Annotated in this window: 13 protein-coding genes; 6 read left to right on the forward strand and 7 right to left on the reverse strand. The window is 42.0% G+C overall.

Annotated features, from left to right (window positions below; genetic code table 11):
• Nucleotides 1-137: 137 nt before the first annotated feature.
• Entirely contained in the window at nucleotides 138-773 is a 636-nt protein-coding gene (locus tag ACHZC4_RS15670) for a helix-turn-helix transcriptional regulator (protein ID WP_394754810.1), read from the forward strand.
• Nucleotides 774-805: 32 nt separating this feature from the next.
• Here ACHZC4_RS15670 and ACHZC4_RS15675 read toward each other — a convergent pair whose 3' ends face one another.
• Genes ACHZC4_RS15675 through ACHZC4_RS15690 form a run of 4 tightly spaced genes read right to left on the reverse strand, consistent with a single transcriptional unit; the run spans nucleotide 806 to nucleotide 6,516 of the window.
• Nucleotides 806-976, reverse strand: a complete 171-nt coding sequence (locus ACHZC4_RS15675; protein WP_394754811.1) for a hypothetical protein — start codon at nucleotides 974-976, stop codon at nucleotides 806-808.
• A gap of 31 nt (nucleotides 977-1,007) precedes the next feature.
• Nucleotides 1,008-2,450, reverse strand: coding sequence for a dihydrolipoyl dehydrogenase (gene lpdA, locus ACHZC4_RS15680; protein ID WP_394754812.1), 1,443 nt, complete (start codon nucleotides 2,448-2,450; stop codon nucleotides 1,008-1,010).
• Nucleotides 2,451-2,453: 3 nt separating this feature from the next.
• Nucleotides 2,454-3,686, reverse strand: coding sequence for a 2-oxoglutarate dehydrogenase complex dihydrolipoyllysine-residue succinyltransferase (gene odhB, locus ACHZC4_RS15685; RefSeq protein ID WP_394754813.1), 1,233 nt, complete (start codon nucleotides 3,684-3,686; stop codon nucleotides 2,454-2,456).
• Nucleotide 3,687: 1 nt separating this feature from the next.
• On the reverse strand, nucleotides 3,688-6,516 hold the full coding sequence (locus ACHZC4_RS15690) for a 2-oxoglutarate dehydrogenase E1 component (RefSeq protein ID WP_394754814.1): 2,829 nt from the start codon (nucleotides 6,514-6,516) through the stop codon (nucleotides 3,688-3,690).
• Between the two features lie 149 nt (nucleotides 6,517-6,665).
• On the opposite strand from ACHZC4_RS15690, the gene ACHZC4_RS15695 reads away from it, so the two are divergent.
• Complete coding sequence (locus ACHZC4_RS15695; RefSeq protein ID WP_394754815.1) at nucleotides 6,666-7,301, forward strand: DUF2914 domain-containing protein; 636 nt, start codon at nucleotides 6,666-6,668, stop codon at nucleotides 7,299-7,301.
• Between the two features lie 12 nt (nucleotides 7,302-7,313).
• On the opposite strand, the gene ACHZC4_RS15700 is transcribed toward ACHZC4_RS15695, so the two are convergent.
• Nucleotides 7,314-8,228, reverse strand: a complete 915-nt coding sequence (locus ACHZC4_RS15700) for a hypothetical protein (protein WP_394754816.1) — start codon at nucleotides 8,226-8,228, stop codon at nucleotides 7,314-7,316.
• Nucleotides 8,229-8,394: 166 nt separating this feature from the next.
• Here ACHZC4_RS15700 and ACHZC4_RS15705 point away from each other — a divergent pair, with 166 nt between their 5' ends.
• Entirely contained in the window at nucleotides 8,395-8,712 is a 318-nt protein-coding gene (locus tag ACHZC4_RS15705; RefSeq protein WP_394754817.1) for an H-NS family nucleoid-associated regulatory protein, read from the forward strand.
• 125 nt (nucleotides 8,713-8,837) lie between these two features.
• On the opposite strand, the gene ACHZC4_RS15710 is transcribed toward ACHZC4_RS15705, so the two are convergent.
• Nucleotides 8,838-9,269, reverse strand: coding sequence for a hypothetical protein (locus ACHZC4_RS15710; RefSeq protein WP_394754818.1), 432 nt, complete (start codon nucleotides 9,267-9,269; stop codon nucleotides 8,838-8,840).
• Nucleotides 9,270-9,773: 504 nt separating this feature from the next.
• Between ACHZC4_RS15710 and ACHZC4_RS15715 the strand changes: the two genes are divergently transcribed.
• Genes ACHZC4_RS15715 through ACHZC4_RS15725 form a run of 3 tightly spaced genes read left to right on the forward strand, consistent with a single transcriptional unit; the run spans nucleotide 9,774 to nucleotide 14,209 of the window.
• Entirely contained in the window at nucleotides 9,774-12,545 is a 2,772-nt protein-coding gene (locus ACHZC4_RS15715; protein WP_394754819.1) for an Hsp70 family protein, read from the forward strand.
• A gap of 18 nt (nucleotides 12,546-12,563) precedes the next feature.
• Nucleotides 12,564-12,908 (forward strand): hypothetical protein, encoded by a 345-nt coding sequence (locus ACHZC4_RS15720; RefSeq protein WP_394754820.1) that lies wholly within the window; start codon nucleotides 12,564-12,566, stop codon nucleotides 12,906-12,908.
• Entirely contained in the window at nucleotides 12,908-14,209 is a 1,302-nt protein-coding gene (locus ACHZC4_RS15725) for a FimV family protein (protein WP_394754821.1), read from the forward strand. The genes ACHZC4_RS15720 and ACHZC4_RS15725 overlap by 1 nt, the downstream gene beginning before the upstream one ends.
• 521 nt (nucleotides 14,210-14,730) lie before the next feature.
• Here ACHZC4_RS15725 and ACHZC4_RS15730 read toward each other — a convergent pair.
• Entirely contained in the window at nucleotides 14,731-15,531 is an 801-nt protein-coding gene (locus ACHZC4_RS15730) for an acyltransferase family protein (protein WP_394754822.1), read from the reverse strand.
• Nucleotides 15,532-15,690 lie beyond the last annotated feature (159 nt).

A 15,690-nucleotide genomic window follows, 5' to 3' on the forward strand; every position in this document is an offset into this window, starting at 1 on the left:
CACAATTAAATAATAGCGAATAAAAATAACTAATACAATATAAATATGTCATAACATATATAGAATAGGTAATATTTCACAGACAGTGGTTTACCAAGCTGTTATGCTAAAAAAAATAATTATTGTTAGGAAAATTTATGGTTGACCATATTGGCTCGCGCCAGCGCCAAATTTTGGAATTGTTGCTGGAAAACAAGAAAGGATTGTGTATTGATGACATAGCCAAGGCATTGAATATTTCACGCAACGCGGTTCAGCAACATATTTCCGTACTGGAATTGGAGGGCTACCTTCAGGCGGGTGAACTTAATAAAACCGCTGGCCGTCCGGTACGGCTTTATGTATTGACAGAAGCAGGCATCAACAGTTTTCCAAAACAATATGCTTGGTTCTCTATGCTTATGCTGGGAGAATTAAAAAACGAAATCGGTTCCGAGGCGTTTCAGCGGTATATGTCTAGACTGGGTGATAACTTGTCACAAAGCCACCAATACCGATTTACTGGCAAATCAGCAGACGGACGGCGCGAAGAGCTATTAAAAATAATGGATGAACTGGGCTTTAAGACCGCCAGCAAAACGGATTTGGGTGGTAATGACCCAACGACTATTAAAGCCTATAATTGCATATTCCATGACTTGGCTCAAAAGCACAGTGAAATTTGTCAGTTTGATATAGCCCTGATTAAATCTTTACTGGAGAAGGATGTTGAGCTTGTCGAGTGTATGGCTAAAGGTAGCGGGGCTTGCTGTTTTAAAATCCTTAATAAATAATATGTTAATCGGGGTTTGACTTTACGTTAAATTTATTCGTTTGTATAAATTCGTGCAACCAGATTTTTAAACCATTGCGGCCTAAAAATAACCACGTAAACCCCTAACAGACTGGTAACCGGAAAGGGGCCAAGGCCAAGAATTGCAAAAAGTATTAAAACCACCGCACATTTTAGTCGGGTAATTAAAGAGCTAGTATTCATAAGTACCTTGCTGTTAAACCAATTACTAATTCTATAACGGCAAGTGCAGCGCTCTGTTTTTAAGCGCTAACGCGGCTTCGTATAGGGTTTCGGATAAGGTAGGATGGGAATGTATAGTTTGTACTAAATCTTCAGTGCTGGCTGAAAATTCCATTGCTAATACGGCTTCGGCCAATATTTCGGAAGCATGCGCACCAATAATATGGACACCCAAAATCGCATCGGTTTCTGCGTGGGCAATAATTTTTATTATGCCTTCGTTCTGCGGCTCTGTGGCGTGTACGCGCAAATTGGCATTCAGCGGAAAAACCCCGACTTTAATAGGCTCAGCTATCGCTCTTAATGCCTGCTCAGTTTGTCCCACCCAGGCAATTTCAGGATCAGTATAGATAACGCTGGGTAGCGCATCGTAATTGATGGGGTTATGTATACCGGCGATTTGTTCAGCAACAAAGATACCTTCGGCGATGCCCTTATGCGCCAACATAGGGCCTAGCACTGTCGAGTCACCTACGGCATACACACCTGGCAAATTGGTACGGCAATTTTCATCGACGTGGATAAAATCATTTTCATCCAGTAACAAATTGGCTTCCGGTGCGGCAAGGTTGTCCGTGTTAGGTTTGCGGCCTGACGCGACAATTAATTTGTCGACAGATAATGTATGTGTGCCGTGCTGATCTTGGTAGCATAAAGTTACTTTATTATCATGGGCTTTTGCGGTAATAACGCGTGCGCCTAAACGCATATCAAGACCTTGATTTTTAAAGATACGATACGCTTCGCTAGCAATCTGATGATCCGGCAAGTATAAAAAGTTTTCTTGCGCTTCCAGCAAAATAGTTTTGGCACCAAACCGGTTCCATATACCGCCAAGTTCCAGGCCGATGACACCGCCACCGATAATAGCCAGTGTTTCTGGTACGGTTTCAAGATTTAACGCCATCGCCGTATCAATAATAAATTCTCCGTCTATGGGAGCATACGGTAATTCGATAGGCGATGAGCCGGTAGCCAGAATAATATTTTTGGCATCCAGTATTGATGAAGTGGGGTGCTCGCTTGAATTTACAGAGATATGCTTGTCGTTAAGCAGTTTGGCTTTGCCGTGAATATAAGTAATATTGTGATGGGTAAATATATCGGCAATTTTAGCGGCAAACGTTTCGATGATATGGTCTTTGCGTCTAATCACCTTGCCAATGTCCAAGGAAATATTACCCGCGTATATGCCATGGTCATTGATGCCGTGGGTCATCAGATGGTAAATTTTCGACGATTCCAGTAAGGCAATGGTAGCCACACAGCCTGCGTTTAAGTGAGCGCCACCTAAACTATTTTGGCCTTTTTTGTTACCCCAATTATCTACACAAGCGGTTTTAAAACCCAGTTGCGCACAGCGAATAGCACTGATATAGCCTGCAGGGCCTGCACCGACGACAACGACATCAAACTGGCTGTGTTTTTTTGACATAATTTAAATATTAAGTAAAAGATGGGCCGGCGCTTCCAGGCATTCCTTAATGGTCACTAAAAATTGTACGGCTTCACGGCCGTCTACTAAACGGTGATCGTAAGACAACGCTAAAAACATGATAGGCCGGATTACAATTTGGCCGTTTTCAACGACAGCACGTTCTTTAATGGCGTGCATACCCAAAATTGCGCATTGCGGCGGATTTAATATGGGCGTAGACAGCATCGAGCCAAAAACGCCGCCATTGGTAATGGTAAAGGTGCCGCCTTTTAGGTCATCATAGGTTAATGTGCTGGAACGGGCTTTTTCACCGTAACTGGCAATGCTTCTTTCAATACCGGCAAAATCAAGTTGATCAGCATCGTGCAATACTGGCACGATCAGCCCGCGTGGTGTACTGACGGCAATGCCTAAATCATAGTAACCATGATAGATAATATCGTTACCGTCTATGGAGGCATTAATAGCCGGAAAACGCTTTAAGGCTTCAATAGAGGCTTTAACAAAAAAGGACATAAACCCCAGCTTAACCTTGTGCTTTTCTTCAAACCGCGCTTTGTATTGATTACGCAGATCAATGACACTTTGCATGTTAACTTCGTTAAACGTGGTTAACATGGCAGCATTTTGCTGTGCTTGTAATAAGCGTTCGGCAACCTTGGCACGCAGGCGCGTCATGGGTACGCGCTGTTCCGGCCGAAGATTATTAGGCGTTGCCACGACCGCAATAGGTTTAACAACTTCTTGCTCAGGTTCGGTGCTGGGCAACAACACGGTTTCGGTCTTGGCGGGTTCTTGTTTATGCAAATGCTCCAAAACATCGGTTTTGGTCAAACGGCCACTTTTGCCCGTACCGGTAATTGCCGCAGGATCTAAGGTGTTTTCATGTACCAAACGCCTCACAGACGGACTAAGAGGAATATCTGCGGCCTTATTAGTGGGTGTTGTTGGTTCTGGCTTTACATCAGCAGGCGGCGCAGAAGCTACTTGAGCACCCTGTGGCTCTATGAGTGCCAGCACTTCACCGGCCTTAACAATGCTGCCATTTTCTTTAAGAATTTTACCCAGTACACCGGCTTCTTGTGCTGTTACTTCCAGGACAACTTTATCGGTTTCAAGATCAATCAGATGATCGTTTTTGTTAACGATATCGCCAGCCTGTTTATACCAGCTAATCAAGGTTGCATCAGAAACAGATTCGGGTAAATTGGGAACTACAACTTCAATGCTCATGTTATTTTCCTGAAGGATCGCCATATAGGGCCGAGTGTACAACTGCTTTTTGTTGTTCTATGTGAATGTGAAACTTGCCCACAGCAGGCGATGCCGAGGCTTCGCGTCCAGCATACGTCACCCTGATATGGGATTGCAAATTATCGGAGAAGTGGTGTCTGGACTGATACCATACGCCCTGGTTTTTAGGTTCTTCCTGGCACCAGATAAAATCCTTGAGTTGCGGATATTTGGCAATTTCCATTTTAAATAAAACATCCGGAAAAGGGTATATTTGTTCAATGCGGGCAATAGCCACATGCTGTAAGGTGTCGTTCTGGCGGCGCTCTTCTAAAAGATCATAATAAACTTTACCGCCACAAAACACGATACGGGTGACGTTATTGGCATCAAGTGCATCCTGTTCGCCAATAATGGGATAAAACTGCCCTTCAGTGAATTCTTCCAGTGTCGATACTGCCAGCTTATGGCGCAACAAACTTTTGGGGCTCATCACAATCAAGGGTTTTCGGAAACAACGTAACAATTGCCTGCGTAACAAATGAAAGATTTGTGCGGGTGTTGTGGGTGTGCATACTTGAATATTATGTTCGGCACACAGCTGTAGATAACGCTCTAAACGCGCGGAAGAATGTTCCGGCCCCTGGCCTTCATAACCGTGCGGCAACAGCATCACCAAGCCGCACAGCCGACCCCATTTGGTTTCGCCTGAGCTGATGAACTGATCGATCAGCACTTGTGCGCCGTTAGCAAAATCACCAAACTGCGCTTCCCAAATTACCAGCGTGTTGGGCATAGTGGTACTGTAACCGTATTCAAAGCCCAATACACCTGCTTCTGACAGCAAGGAATCGTAAATTTGCACACGGCCTTGGTCTTTTTCCAGATAACGCAACGGCGTATAGGTTTTGTTATTAATTTGGTTATGCAATACGGCATGACGATGGACAAACGTGCCGCGTCCGACATCCTGGCCGGTTAAACGTACATCATATTTTTCTACCAGTAGAGTTGCATAAGCCATGTTTTCGGCAAATCCCCAATCTATCGGCATGGCACCGGCGGCCATTTTACGGCGATTTTCCATCACCTTGGCCACTCTGGGATGCAATTCAAAACCCACCGGCAAACGTAACATACGCTCATTGCAAAAACGCAAACGTTCCATAGGGACAGCCGTATCGCAGGCAATATCCCAGTGTTTATTGAGATATTCATTCCATTGTGCTGTGTATGAGTAACCTGCATTTTCCAGCACGGGTCTTGAAACAACCTTACCTTCATCCAGCCGTTTTTGGTAGTCCTGTTCCATGTCTAACGCCTGCTCTGGCGTAATGACATTTTCTTCAATCAATCTTTCAGCATAAAGTTTGCGCGTGGTTTTATGGTTACGGATTTTTTTGTACATGATCGGCTGGGTTGCCGCCGGTTCATCGGCTTCGTTATGGCCAAGGCGACGGTAACAAATTAAATCAATCACTACGTCCTTGTTAAACGTCATGCGGTAATCAATCGCCAGCTTGGTGACAAAAAGCACTGCTTCAGGATCGTCGCCGTTAACATGAAAAACGGGAGCTTGAATCATGCTGGCAACATCGGTGCAATACAATGTAGAGCGTGCATCTTGCGGATTGCTAGTCGTAAAACCAATCTGATTATTAATGACAATATGCACGGTTCCGCCGGTAGAAAAAGCGCGGGTTTGTGACATGTTCAAGGTTTCCATGACAATGCCTTGTCCAGAAAATGACGCGTCACCATGAATTAACACCGGAATAACCGTATGGATACCGTCTTTTCCGGTCCGGTCTTGACGCGCTTTCACCGAACCTTCCACGACCGGATTAATAATTTCCAGATGCGAAGGGTTAAACGCCAGTGTTAAATGGACTGCGCCGCCCGGCGTTGCCACATCCGAGGAAAAACCCATGTGATATTTAACATCGCCAGAACTGACTCCAGGATTGGGCATGGCGGTGCCAGCAAATTCGTCAAATAAACTGGCCGGACTTTTACCCAAAATATTAATCAGCACATTCAGTCGGCCACGGTGCGCCATGCCGATAACAATTTCTTTAACGCCTTTAGTGCCTCCGTCTTGAATCAATTCATCCAAAATAGGAATTAATGATTCACTGCCTTCCAGAGAAAAACGTTTCTGGCCGACAAATTTATTCTGTAAATGGCTTTCTATGCCTTCCGCTGCGGTTAATAATTTCAACAGCCACTGCTTTTTTTCTGGGCCTATGGCCAAATTAGTCGGTGAATTTTCCAGACGGTTGATAATCCAGCGCCTAATATTTGAATCCACAATGTGCATGTACTCTGAACCAATACTGCCACAGTAAATGGTTTTAAGCGTGGCAATAATATTGCGTAACGACATGCGCGGGATGCCGTAAATCATTTCGGTATCGAAAACGGTATCCATATCCGGCTCAGAAAAACCGTAGTAGGCAGGTTCCAGATCGGCGGGGGTTACTGTGGATTTCCCTAAGGGATTATTTTGGGCGATTTGATGGCCGCGCACCCGATAATGATTAATCAACCGGGCCACTGCGGATTGTTTTTTAACCGTTTCTTCGGTAAAGCCTTGCAGCTGCACAAGCCGTCCCGGAGATTTTACTGCCAGCTGTGCAAACCTTTCCACAATGGGGCTGTGCGGCGTTTCATAGCCTGCGTTTTGATGAATCTCACGGAATTCTTTTTGCCAACTGGCATCAACAGATTCCGGATCGTCTAAATAATGTTCATACAAGTCTTCGATAAAATTGGCATTGCTGCCATACAAACTCGATGAATCTTGAAAAAATTTAAGCAGCTCACTCATTTTGGTAGATGTCCGGTAAATTCTGCGCGGGTTTTTTTCTGTGCTAGTGGTATATTACCAAGTGTAACGCATTGCCTCAAAAAAACATGTGAGCCTAAGTAATAATCAACCATGATTTTTCCTTTTAGTTAAGAGTAAATATAAATTCTATGGCCGAAAAAAAAACTATTGTTATTAAACTAAAGTATCCCACTGGACAGGTGGCTGGAAAAAAAATTCCGCCTCCTAAAATAATAACCCAATGGAATTACAAACGTATCGCCTTTGCTGTGATGGGTATTGCTGCCCTAGTGGCACTGGTTATGTATTTTTTTTTCACTCCCCCTGAAAAAGCGCCAGTTGCCAAAGAGCTTGCAACACAATCGACGACTTCCGTTGCCGTTGCTAATGCGCCGACACTATCAACTGATGTTTCTCAAAAACAAGATGCAGGCGCAGAGCCACTCAAAAAAAAAGTAATTAGAACGCAGCTCACACCAAAAATTGTAGACAGCGAACCGGCAGGGGAAATCAGTTTGCCTTTAAAAGCCGGCGAAAAGACACCGGTGCCGATTTATTACTTTGCTGAATTGGCCGACATGAAAGGTAAAACGATATATCATGAATGGTTGCTGGACGATAAGATTATCTCCAAAAAGACCGTTAATATCTCCGACAATACCTGGCGTACTTCAAGTCGGCAAATGGTGGCTTATACGACTAATAGCAACTGGACTGTGAGGTTAGTGGATGATAAAGGGCAGGTATTAACGGAAAAGAAATTTACGGTAATTTTAGATAAATAACCAAAGTAACTTTTATTTATAACGCTGAATAATAGGCAATAACCATCCTTTTAACAGGCAAGTGATTTTTTGCGCTTGCTGGTATAGCTTTCCTCGCATTAAAGCGAATACTGATAAAATCCAGGTGCGTCTTTGCGGCGTGATAATTGCCGTATAGACTGCTTTCAATTTTTGCCCGTAGATACCGCCAGCTTCAATAAATATTTGTTGATAACCCCACATTTCCAATAGGGAAATTACCCACATAAATATAAACGATATACCCATTCCCATGCCGGCAAAAACAACCAGCCAAGCAAACATCGGATGAATTTTTGTCAGCCACCAAGACAAAATATCAGTCACTAAAAAGATATACGGCATACCGACAGCAATACATTTGTATTTTGTTGAGGTTGTTTCTGAAAAGCTAAAAATCAATCCCACAAACATAAAAATAAAGCTAATACCAAATAAATGAACGTGCGAGACCCGGGTTAAGGAGCTAAATGTCACGCCGGTATCTTGAGTGGATAAGGCTTTTAAATTTTCAAATTTATTAAAATCCGGCATGCCGGTTGGAGCTTGTGCGTTATGGCACATCACACAACGTTCTTGAATAATGGCTTCAATCCCAGCTGATTTATAAGTGTTTAGTTCTGCACCGTCCCTGACCCATTGGATGATTTTAAAACGCTGTTCTTCGGAAGCATTTTGTTTCATGGCGCCATTAAGCTGGGTTTCCAATACTGTCCCCGAACGATTGCCATAATAACTGTAGACAATATCATCTATGGATAAACCAAATTTGCCATCGGCCATACCGTGGGTAAATAAAATTTGCAGCAAAGCGAAAAAATAGCCGATACCTACCGCACATAGATAGCCAGTAAATAATACTTTAATCGGAGTATCGTGATCTTTAAGGGGTAAATACTTTTGCGTCATATAATTAATTCCAGAGTGATTATTGTGGCTAGATCATACGCCTTTATCGCAGGAATTAACTATTAGACCTTTAGTAAATAGTATTTATCTGTTTTAGCATATAGTGAAACAGATTAGTTAATGCTATAATTACAGTATTCGTTGTGGAATTTTAAAGGAAAAACAAATGACTGATTATGAAAAAATGAATGTAAACGAGTTACAATCACTTATTGGAAATGCCGAAAAAGCATTACGTAACTTACAAGTTAATCAACGCAAAGATGTTATTAACCAAATTAAAGAATTGGCAGCCTCTATTAACGTTACAGCAGAAATCATAGAAAATGATAAGAAATCATCTGTGCGCAAAGGTACGCCAGTCCCTGTCAAATATCGCCATCCTGATGATTCATCAAAAACCTGGACAGGTCGCGGCGTTATGCCAACATGGTTAAAAACTTTGGTTGATGCAGGACGTGATCGTTCTGAGTTTAAAATTTAAAGGTAATAAACCCTTTTAAGATCACTGGAACGCCTTGAGAAACTCACGGGATAGCTCTAAATAATACACAAAGGTACGCCGACCAGATATTACTGTTACTCAGCGTACCTTTAAAATAAAATACCTTACCAGACAAACAATAAATCAAACTGGCTGTTAACAGCAGCGCCCGTTGACCCATAGCATTTTACACTTGCAGTAAAATCAGCGCCACCGGTACCCCAGTTTTGGACTTTACAAGCGCTGTTAGTGTTACCGTAAGCGGTAACTTGAACATGGCCGCCTGGGGCTCCCCAACCGCCGCCACCTACCCCTTTACAATTAACCGTGTAAGTACCTGTAGCTGTTCTGGTGACCATATTTTTTGTTGCGGCATCACCATTTGTATTAAATGAATAGGGGGAGGATGGATTGTAAGCAGCTCCTATATTGGAAGTTGCGTTATTAGCCCACACATAACATTGTGTATCTGCTCCATGCCCAGGCCCCGCCGCTGCCGTTGATGCCCAAGCACCCAAAGCAATGATAAACGATATAACTAACAATTTTTTAATCATGATAGCACCCTTAGTTTATGAAAGTTCGCCCTATTCTTTTAAAATAGCAAGCTGAAAAAGGAATTAGGCATACAAGTCCTAGTCAAAAAGACGGCTTCACAAAGTTACTTCATAATTTTTGGTTCGCGTTACCATCATTCGAAAAGACGTTACACTGCAATAATCTATGTATAGCACAAGCTTTTTCCTGCGCCACACAGCTTCTTATACCACATAATATATAACAGATCAATATTTAAAATCATGTTTAACATGTAATCAATAATAGTCTTTAATCTACCGGTGAGTGTAATTTGAAAAGTAATGTAAAATAACACTTACGTTAGCCAAGCAATCCCCAAAATCGGGGAAAAGTGTTGAAATTGCGCTCAAAAAATATCATTTATTTCAAATAGTTGAAATGAGCGCATTGAGAGGCTAACGTTTAAGTGCGAGTCTGGTTTAAAAACCGTTAGTATTTATTACACTCCTTCCGATCAACAAAATTCAAGCCAAACCACTATTGTGCAAGATCAAACTTTAAAATACTTGGTGGGTATCGATTTAGGTACCACGCATACGGTTGTTGCTTTTGTTCAAGCTGATAAAAAAAATCAAGATATCGAGATTTTTCAGATAGAACAACTGGTGGCACCTGGGCAAGTTACTGCCAAATCATTATTGCCCTCGGTACGCTATCATCCTGCAGAAGGTGAATTATCCGATAGCGATACCTTGTTTGCAGCGCCCGGTGAAACCGGCGTAGTCGGTGTAGCAGCAAGATTGTTAGGTGCAAAAACAAAAGGCCGCTTTGTTACCAGTGCCAAAAGTTGGCTATCGCATCCTTCGGTAGATCAAAGTGCAGAAATTTTGCCTTGGGGTGGTGGCGATGACGTTAACAAAATATCCCCTATTGATGCCAGTGCCAGTTATCTGGCGCATATCCGTATGGTGTGGAATCACCGTTTTCCTGATGCGGTATTGGAGCAGCAAGATATTGTAATCACTGTTCCCGCGTCTTTTGATGAGGCCGCACGTTCCCTCACCCTGGAAGCAGCCAAAATCGCCGGCCTCAACCGTGTGCGTTTATTAGAAGAACCGCAGGCCGTATGTTACGACTGGTTACGACGCAATAACGACAATATCCATCAGGCGTTAGCCAATGTGCATCTGTTGTTAGTGTGTGATGTGGGCGGCGGCACAACGGATTTAACCTTGATTGAAGTTCAACACAGCAGCCAAACCGATATCGAACCCAAACTGACTCGGATAGGTGTTGGCGATCATTTAATGTTGGGCGGTGATAATATTGATCTGGCCTTGGCGCATTTGGCGGAAAGTCGTTTAGACAGCGCTGAAAAACGGCTATCCGTTGCTGATTTATCACAATTGATAGAACAATGCCGCGTCGCCAAAGAAAAGCTGTTGGCTGATGATGCGCCCGAGCAAATTAAAGTAACTTTGCTCGGTGGCGGCGGTAAATTAATCGGCAGTACGCGTTCAGTAGTATTAACCCGTGATGAAGTGCGGGAAATTGCCCTGGATGGTTTTTTCCCTTTATCGGGTTTGGATGATCTCCCCGACAGAAAACGCAGTGGCGTAGTGGAATTTGGCTTGCCGTATGCCGCAGAGCCTGCCATTAGTAAGCATATTGCGGCTTTTTTAAAACAGCATAAAGACAGGGCGCGATTGGCCTTAAAAGGGCAGGGCATTGTCCCCGATGCTTTATTACTCAATGGCGGGGTATTTCGTAGCCAACCCATCACGCAAAGAACTTTAGATTTAATCAGTTCCTGGTCGGCAAAGCCGCCGACTTTACTGGAAAACAATCACCCCGAACTCTCGGTAGCCTTCGGTGCAGTTAGTTACGCCATTGCACGGCGCGATAAAAAGCTCAAGATTGGCGGTGGTGCGGCGCGGAGTTATTTTTTACTAGTTGATACCGATGCTAATGCAGCACAACGCGGTGTGTGTATTTTGCCGCAAGGCAGCGAAGAAGGCGATGAAGTTATCTTAAAAGATCGGCGCTTTGCTTTGCGTTTGGGCGTACCGGTGCGTTTTCATTTAGTGTCTATGTCGGGGGACAGCCACTTTAAACCCGGCGACATTACTGACATTACCGAGCAGTTTCATTCGTTGCCACCTTTGGCCGTGGCTTTTGAGGGCGATGCTAGCGTCGCAAATAAGGAAGTTACCGTGCAACTGGCGGTCACCCAAACTGAACTCGGTACGTTAAAGATTGAATGCGTTTCAGCGGAAGATAGCCAACAGCGCTGGAATGTTGAATTTCAAATCAGAAAAAAAGGCAGCAGCAGCGCCTTACAAGCCGATGCCGCGTTACCCCATAACATCAACGCGATTATTGAAAAAATACAAACCAGTTATGGCTCAAAGTCTAAACAGGTTGATCCCAAAGCCGTCAAAAATCTGCGTGTTGATCTGGAAAAGCTGATCGGAACGGCACGTCCTGAATGGCCAACCCCGTTAGTGAGAACTTTGTTTGCGACTTTATTGGAGGGTGCGAAATACCATAAACGCTCCGAGAGCCATGAAAAAATCTGGTTGAATCTGGTCGGGTTTTGTTTGCGTCCAGGGTTTGGTTATCCGCTGGATGATTGGCGGGTAGAGCAATTGTGGAAGCTATACCCACAAGGCCTTCAGTTTGTCAATGAATCGCAAAACTGGAGCGAATGGTGGACGTTATGGCGACGCATTGCTGGTGGTTTAAATGTGCAGGCGCAAGAACAGCTGTTTGCCGATATTGAAAAATATATTAATCCAGCCGCAGCAAAACAAGCGGGTGTTCTTAAGCAGCTTAAAATTCGCAGTTATGATGATATTGTGCGTTTAGCTGCGGTGTTGGAACGTTTGCCGGTAGATAAAAAAATTCAGCTGGGCGAATGGCTGTTAACGCGTTTGCAAAAAGCCAGCGAATCCAGTCAAACGTGGTGGGCAGTAGGGCGTATTGGCGCACGCCATCCTTTTCATGGCAGTAGTCATAACGTGATTCCTGCCGTTATTGTAACTGACTGGCTAACGCGTATGTTGAGGGAAGATTGGCGAAAATCCCCGCATATAGGCTTTGCTGCTACACTTATTGCCAGAATGAGCGGTGATAGAGCCAGGGATATTGACGATGATATTCGCAGCTTGGTGACTGATAAGTTAAAGTTGAGCAAGGCGCCGCAATCTTGGGTAGACATGGTTGAGCAGGTTAAGGTGCTGGATGAAAAAGAAGAAAAACAGATTTTTGGTGAAGCATTACCGCCAGGATTAAAATTAATTGATGATACGTAACAAGACAGAAAGGTCACAATGAAAGCGTTGGCTATTGCACTGGGTATAGGCTTGCTGCTACTGTATTTTGTAGATGCGGCGTTAAAAATAAACGTGTTTACCACAGAAATGTTAATACACAGTGGTATACGCTTTTTTACCGGTTTTGTTATTTTAGGCGTTGGGATTTTTCACCAACATATCATTAAGTTTAAAATTGCAATCTACCTCGTATTAATACTCATGTTAGCGGATGACGTCCTGGATTATTACCGGAATATTGAGAGTTTTCATTTTGAAGTCATGTTACACAGCATTTATATGTTGCTTTGGGGTGCGGTAACCGGCTACGCATTTATTAAAAGCAGAAAAGCTAAGCCTTGATGGGATCTAAAAAAACCATTATGCGTCATTTTGTTAAATCGGCAGGGATGTGCCTGTTGCTTGCTCATAGCTCAGTTCATGCGTTAAGTATCAGCAACATTCGAGTCAGGTCGACACTAAACCAGCGCTTTAATGCCGACATTGTCTTGTCGTTAAATGCTGGCGATAATCCTAATGATATTCATGTGCAGCTGGCACCTTATGATAAGTTTTCTGAACACGGCGTACCGTGGGATAAAGAATTACTGAAGCTTAGGTTTGAGCCGGTACAAAGTAACCATCAAGCGATTATTATCAGAGTAAAGTCAACTGGTGCAATTTCTGAACCGGTAGTGGTGTTTTTACTGCAAGTGTCCTCACAAAAAGCCGCTATCTATCGGCAGTTTACTGTTTTACTGGATCCGCCTGCCGATTATGAACCGATACGCATCAAAAAACAGGTGGATATGAATGTAAGGCCGACACGGCAATATCACGAACCACAAAGCGGTTTTTATACACCGCCATCTGAAAGAAGATTACCCACACCTCCACGCGCTAGAGTATTTAAACCTGCGCCAGAAGTGAAAAGAAAACCTGATTGGATCAATGTCCGCAATAACGACAGCCTATCAAAAATAGCCAGGCGACTGAATGAGGCAGTGACTCCTGAGCAAATGACCATGGCTTTATATCATGCCAATCCAAAAGCCTTTTTTAGCCCTAACATTAATGCCTTAAAAGCGGGGCAGATATTACGGGTACCTGAACGTAAAGTATTGAATGATCTTAGTGCATCAGAAGCGAAAACCGAGTTTTATCGTCAAAATAGAGCCTGGAAAGATCATTTGTCAACCCCTGCTGAGCCACAAGGAGAGGCGCCGGCAGTCACTGAAGCGCCCGTTCAAAAAAAGTTGATCTTAACAGCCCCCACGGAAGCAGCGGTTGATCAAAATGCTTTATTAATCAGTGACGAGATAAATGCGGCCATAAAGCCATTAAATAGCGTGGAGGTATTAAGTGAGAAAGTGCAAGGCTTGCAAGAGCGTTTAAACAAAATGGAACAGCAAATGGCCAATATGCAAAAGCTGCTGTTAGTAAAAGATGCGCAGCTCGCACTATTGCAAAATCAAGAAAGTATTGATCCTAAAATACTTGAGCCTGCGCATTTTTTAAGTATTTTTACTGACTTTTTTACCGCCGCCAGTAAAAATCTATGGTACGTGATTGTCGGCTTTTTGGAGTTGGTAGGATTTGGCTTGATAGGTTATTACGGCGTTAAAAAAACCAAGGCCAAAAAAGTTAAATCCGAGCGTTATTAATACCCCTCTTTTCAATAATTTTTCTGCCTATTATCCTTGCGAACAATAACATAACGGTTCGATGTTCAATTCCCTCCTTGAAAAAGAAGGGTAGGGAGATTTACCAGAAAAATCCCCCCCTCAACCCTAGTAAACTCTCCCTACTTTTCAAAGGGAGGAGTGAATACTTACGCGGTTCGATAGATTTGCACCGAGCTAATACCTTTAATTTTTACCTCGACGTCCAATATTGTGAGTGAATTATTCGTCTTTAATGCCCCATATTAATTTTTTAGTTTTTTGATAAAACACTGCAAATAAATAGCTAAAGAGTAATACCTCAAACCACAAGATAGGATAATAAAACCAATAATTATAATTAATTGAAGAAAAAACGAGTATTTTTGAAAGCAAAAATAATATGAACGCATGAATTAGATATATTTCTAATGAAAATTTTCCTATTAATTTCAATGCGATAGTTATATTATTTTGTTTTTTTATTATGTCGGTTGATATTTTATAAAAGAGCAGTATTTCTATTAAAAAAAAACCGGGTTGACTGCGCTTAAAATATTGAAATAGTAAGTTGGAATGGTTTCGTAACTAAAATACTGTAGTCCATAATAATAGGGCAATGTCCTAATGATATTAATCGAAATAACTAAAAATAGTGAAATTTTTATATTTATATAATTAAGTATTTTTTCTTTTTTTTCTAGAAAAAAGAAACTTAGTACAAATAAAAAAATATTACTAAAAATAAATGGAATTGATATAGAGTCATGGCCGAGTAGGCTTATAAAAAAATCAATTATATTTTTTCCAAAAAAACCCCAAATATATTGTATTAAAAAGGTAGACAGTAATACTATTTTATAATTTTTTTTGTATAAAAATAATAAAAAAGGGTATGCCAAATAAAATTGAAAAAGAATACAAAAATACCACAAATGATAAAATGCACCCCCTGTCAGTAACCGGTAAAATATTTTTATTAAATTAATTTCAATCTTATGGGTATTAAAAAAAATAATTACCATCGAAAAGCATAAATAAAATATGGAAAATATAAGATAGGTTGGCATTATTTTAATAAAACGTGTTCTATAAAATGCACAAATATCAGATAAGTTATTGTATTTATTATATAAAGATATGCCGCTAATAAAGATAAAGCCTGAAACAGAAAACTGTGAGATATTGTTAATATAGACCAGTGTTATTTGTAAAATACTAAATGATTTTATATTTGTATAATCAGCGGTAACATGAATAGCAATCACAGCTAGCGCACAAATGGCACGTAATACATCAAGCTCAATAATTTTCTTATTAGTCATATTAATCAATTCTTTCTACTCCCATTTGATTTTAAAACCGTCCGCCCCCAAATTGTAGGGAAAGCAGAAGTAGATTTGGGGAGGATAAAATGTACCGCAGAATACGACTTCAGCATTATGCACCACAGGATCGGGACATCTGGCAAAGACAGTACTACA

The sequence above is a fragment of the Crenothrix sp. genome, assembly GCF_043729335.1.
In the GTDB taxonomy this organism is placed as follows: domain Bacteria; phylum Pseudomonadota; class Gammaproteobacteria; order Methylococcales; family Methylomonadaceae; genus Crenothrix.

Coding starts and splice junctions, on each gene's coding strand:
- ACHZC4_RS15670 (WP_394754810.1), top strand. CDS start 138: ATGGTTGACCATATTGGCTCGCGCCAGCGCCAAATTTTGGAATTGTTG.
- ACHZC4_RS15675 (WP_394754811.1), bottom strand. CDS start 976: ATGAATACTAGCTCTTTAATTACCCGACTAAAATGTGCGGTGGTTTTA.
- lpdA (WP_394754812.1), bottom strand. CDS start 2,450: ATGTCAAAAAAACACAGCCAGTTTGATGTCGTTGTCGTCGGTGCAGGC.
- odhB (WP_394754813.1), bottom strand. CDS start 3,686: ATGAGCATTGAAGTTGTAGTTCCCAATTTACCCGAATCTGTTTCTGAT.
- ACHZC4_RS15690 (WP_394754814.1), bottom strand. CDS start 6,516: ATGAGTGAGCTGCTTAAATTTTTTCAAGATTCATCGAGTTTGTATGGC.
- ACHZC4_RS15695 (WP_394754815.1), top strand. CDS start 6,666: ATGGCCGAAAAAAAAACTATTGTTATTAAACTAAAGTATCCCACTGGA.
- ACHZC4_RS15700 (WP_394754816.1), bottom strand. CDS start 8,228: ATGACGCAAAAGTATTTACCCCTTAAAGATCACGATACTCCGATTAAA.
- ACHZC4_RS15705 (WP_394754817.1), top strand. CDS start 8,395: ATGACTGATTATGAAAAAATGAATGTAAACGAGTTACAATCACTTATT.
- ACHZC4_RS15710 (WP_394754818.1), bottom strand. CDS start 9,269: ATGATTAAAAAATTGTTAGTTATATCGTTTATCATTGCTTTGGGTGCT.
- ACHZC4_RS15720 (WP_394754820.1), top strand. CDS start 12,564: ATGAAAGCGTTGGCTATTGCACTGGGTATAGGCTTGCTGCTACTGTAT.
- ACHZC4_RS15725 (WP_394754821.1), top strand. CDS start 12,908: ATGGGATCTAAAAAAACCATTATGCGTCATTTTGTTAAATCGGCAGGG.
- ACHZC4_RS15730 (WP_394754822.1), bottom strand. CDS start 15,531: ATGACTAATAAGAAAATTATTGAGCTTGATGTATTACGTGCCATTTGT.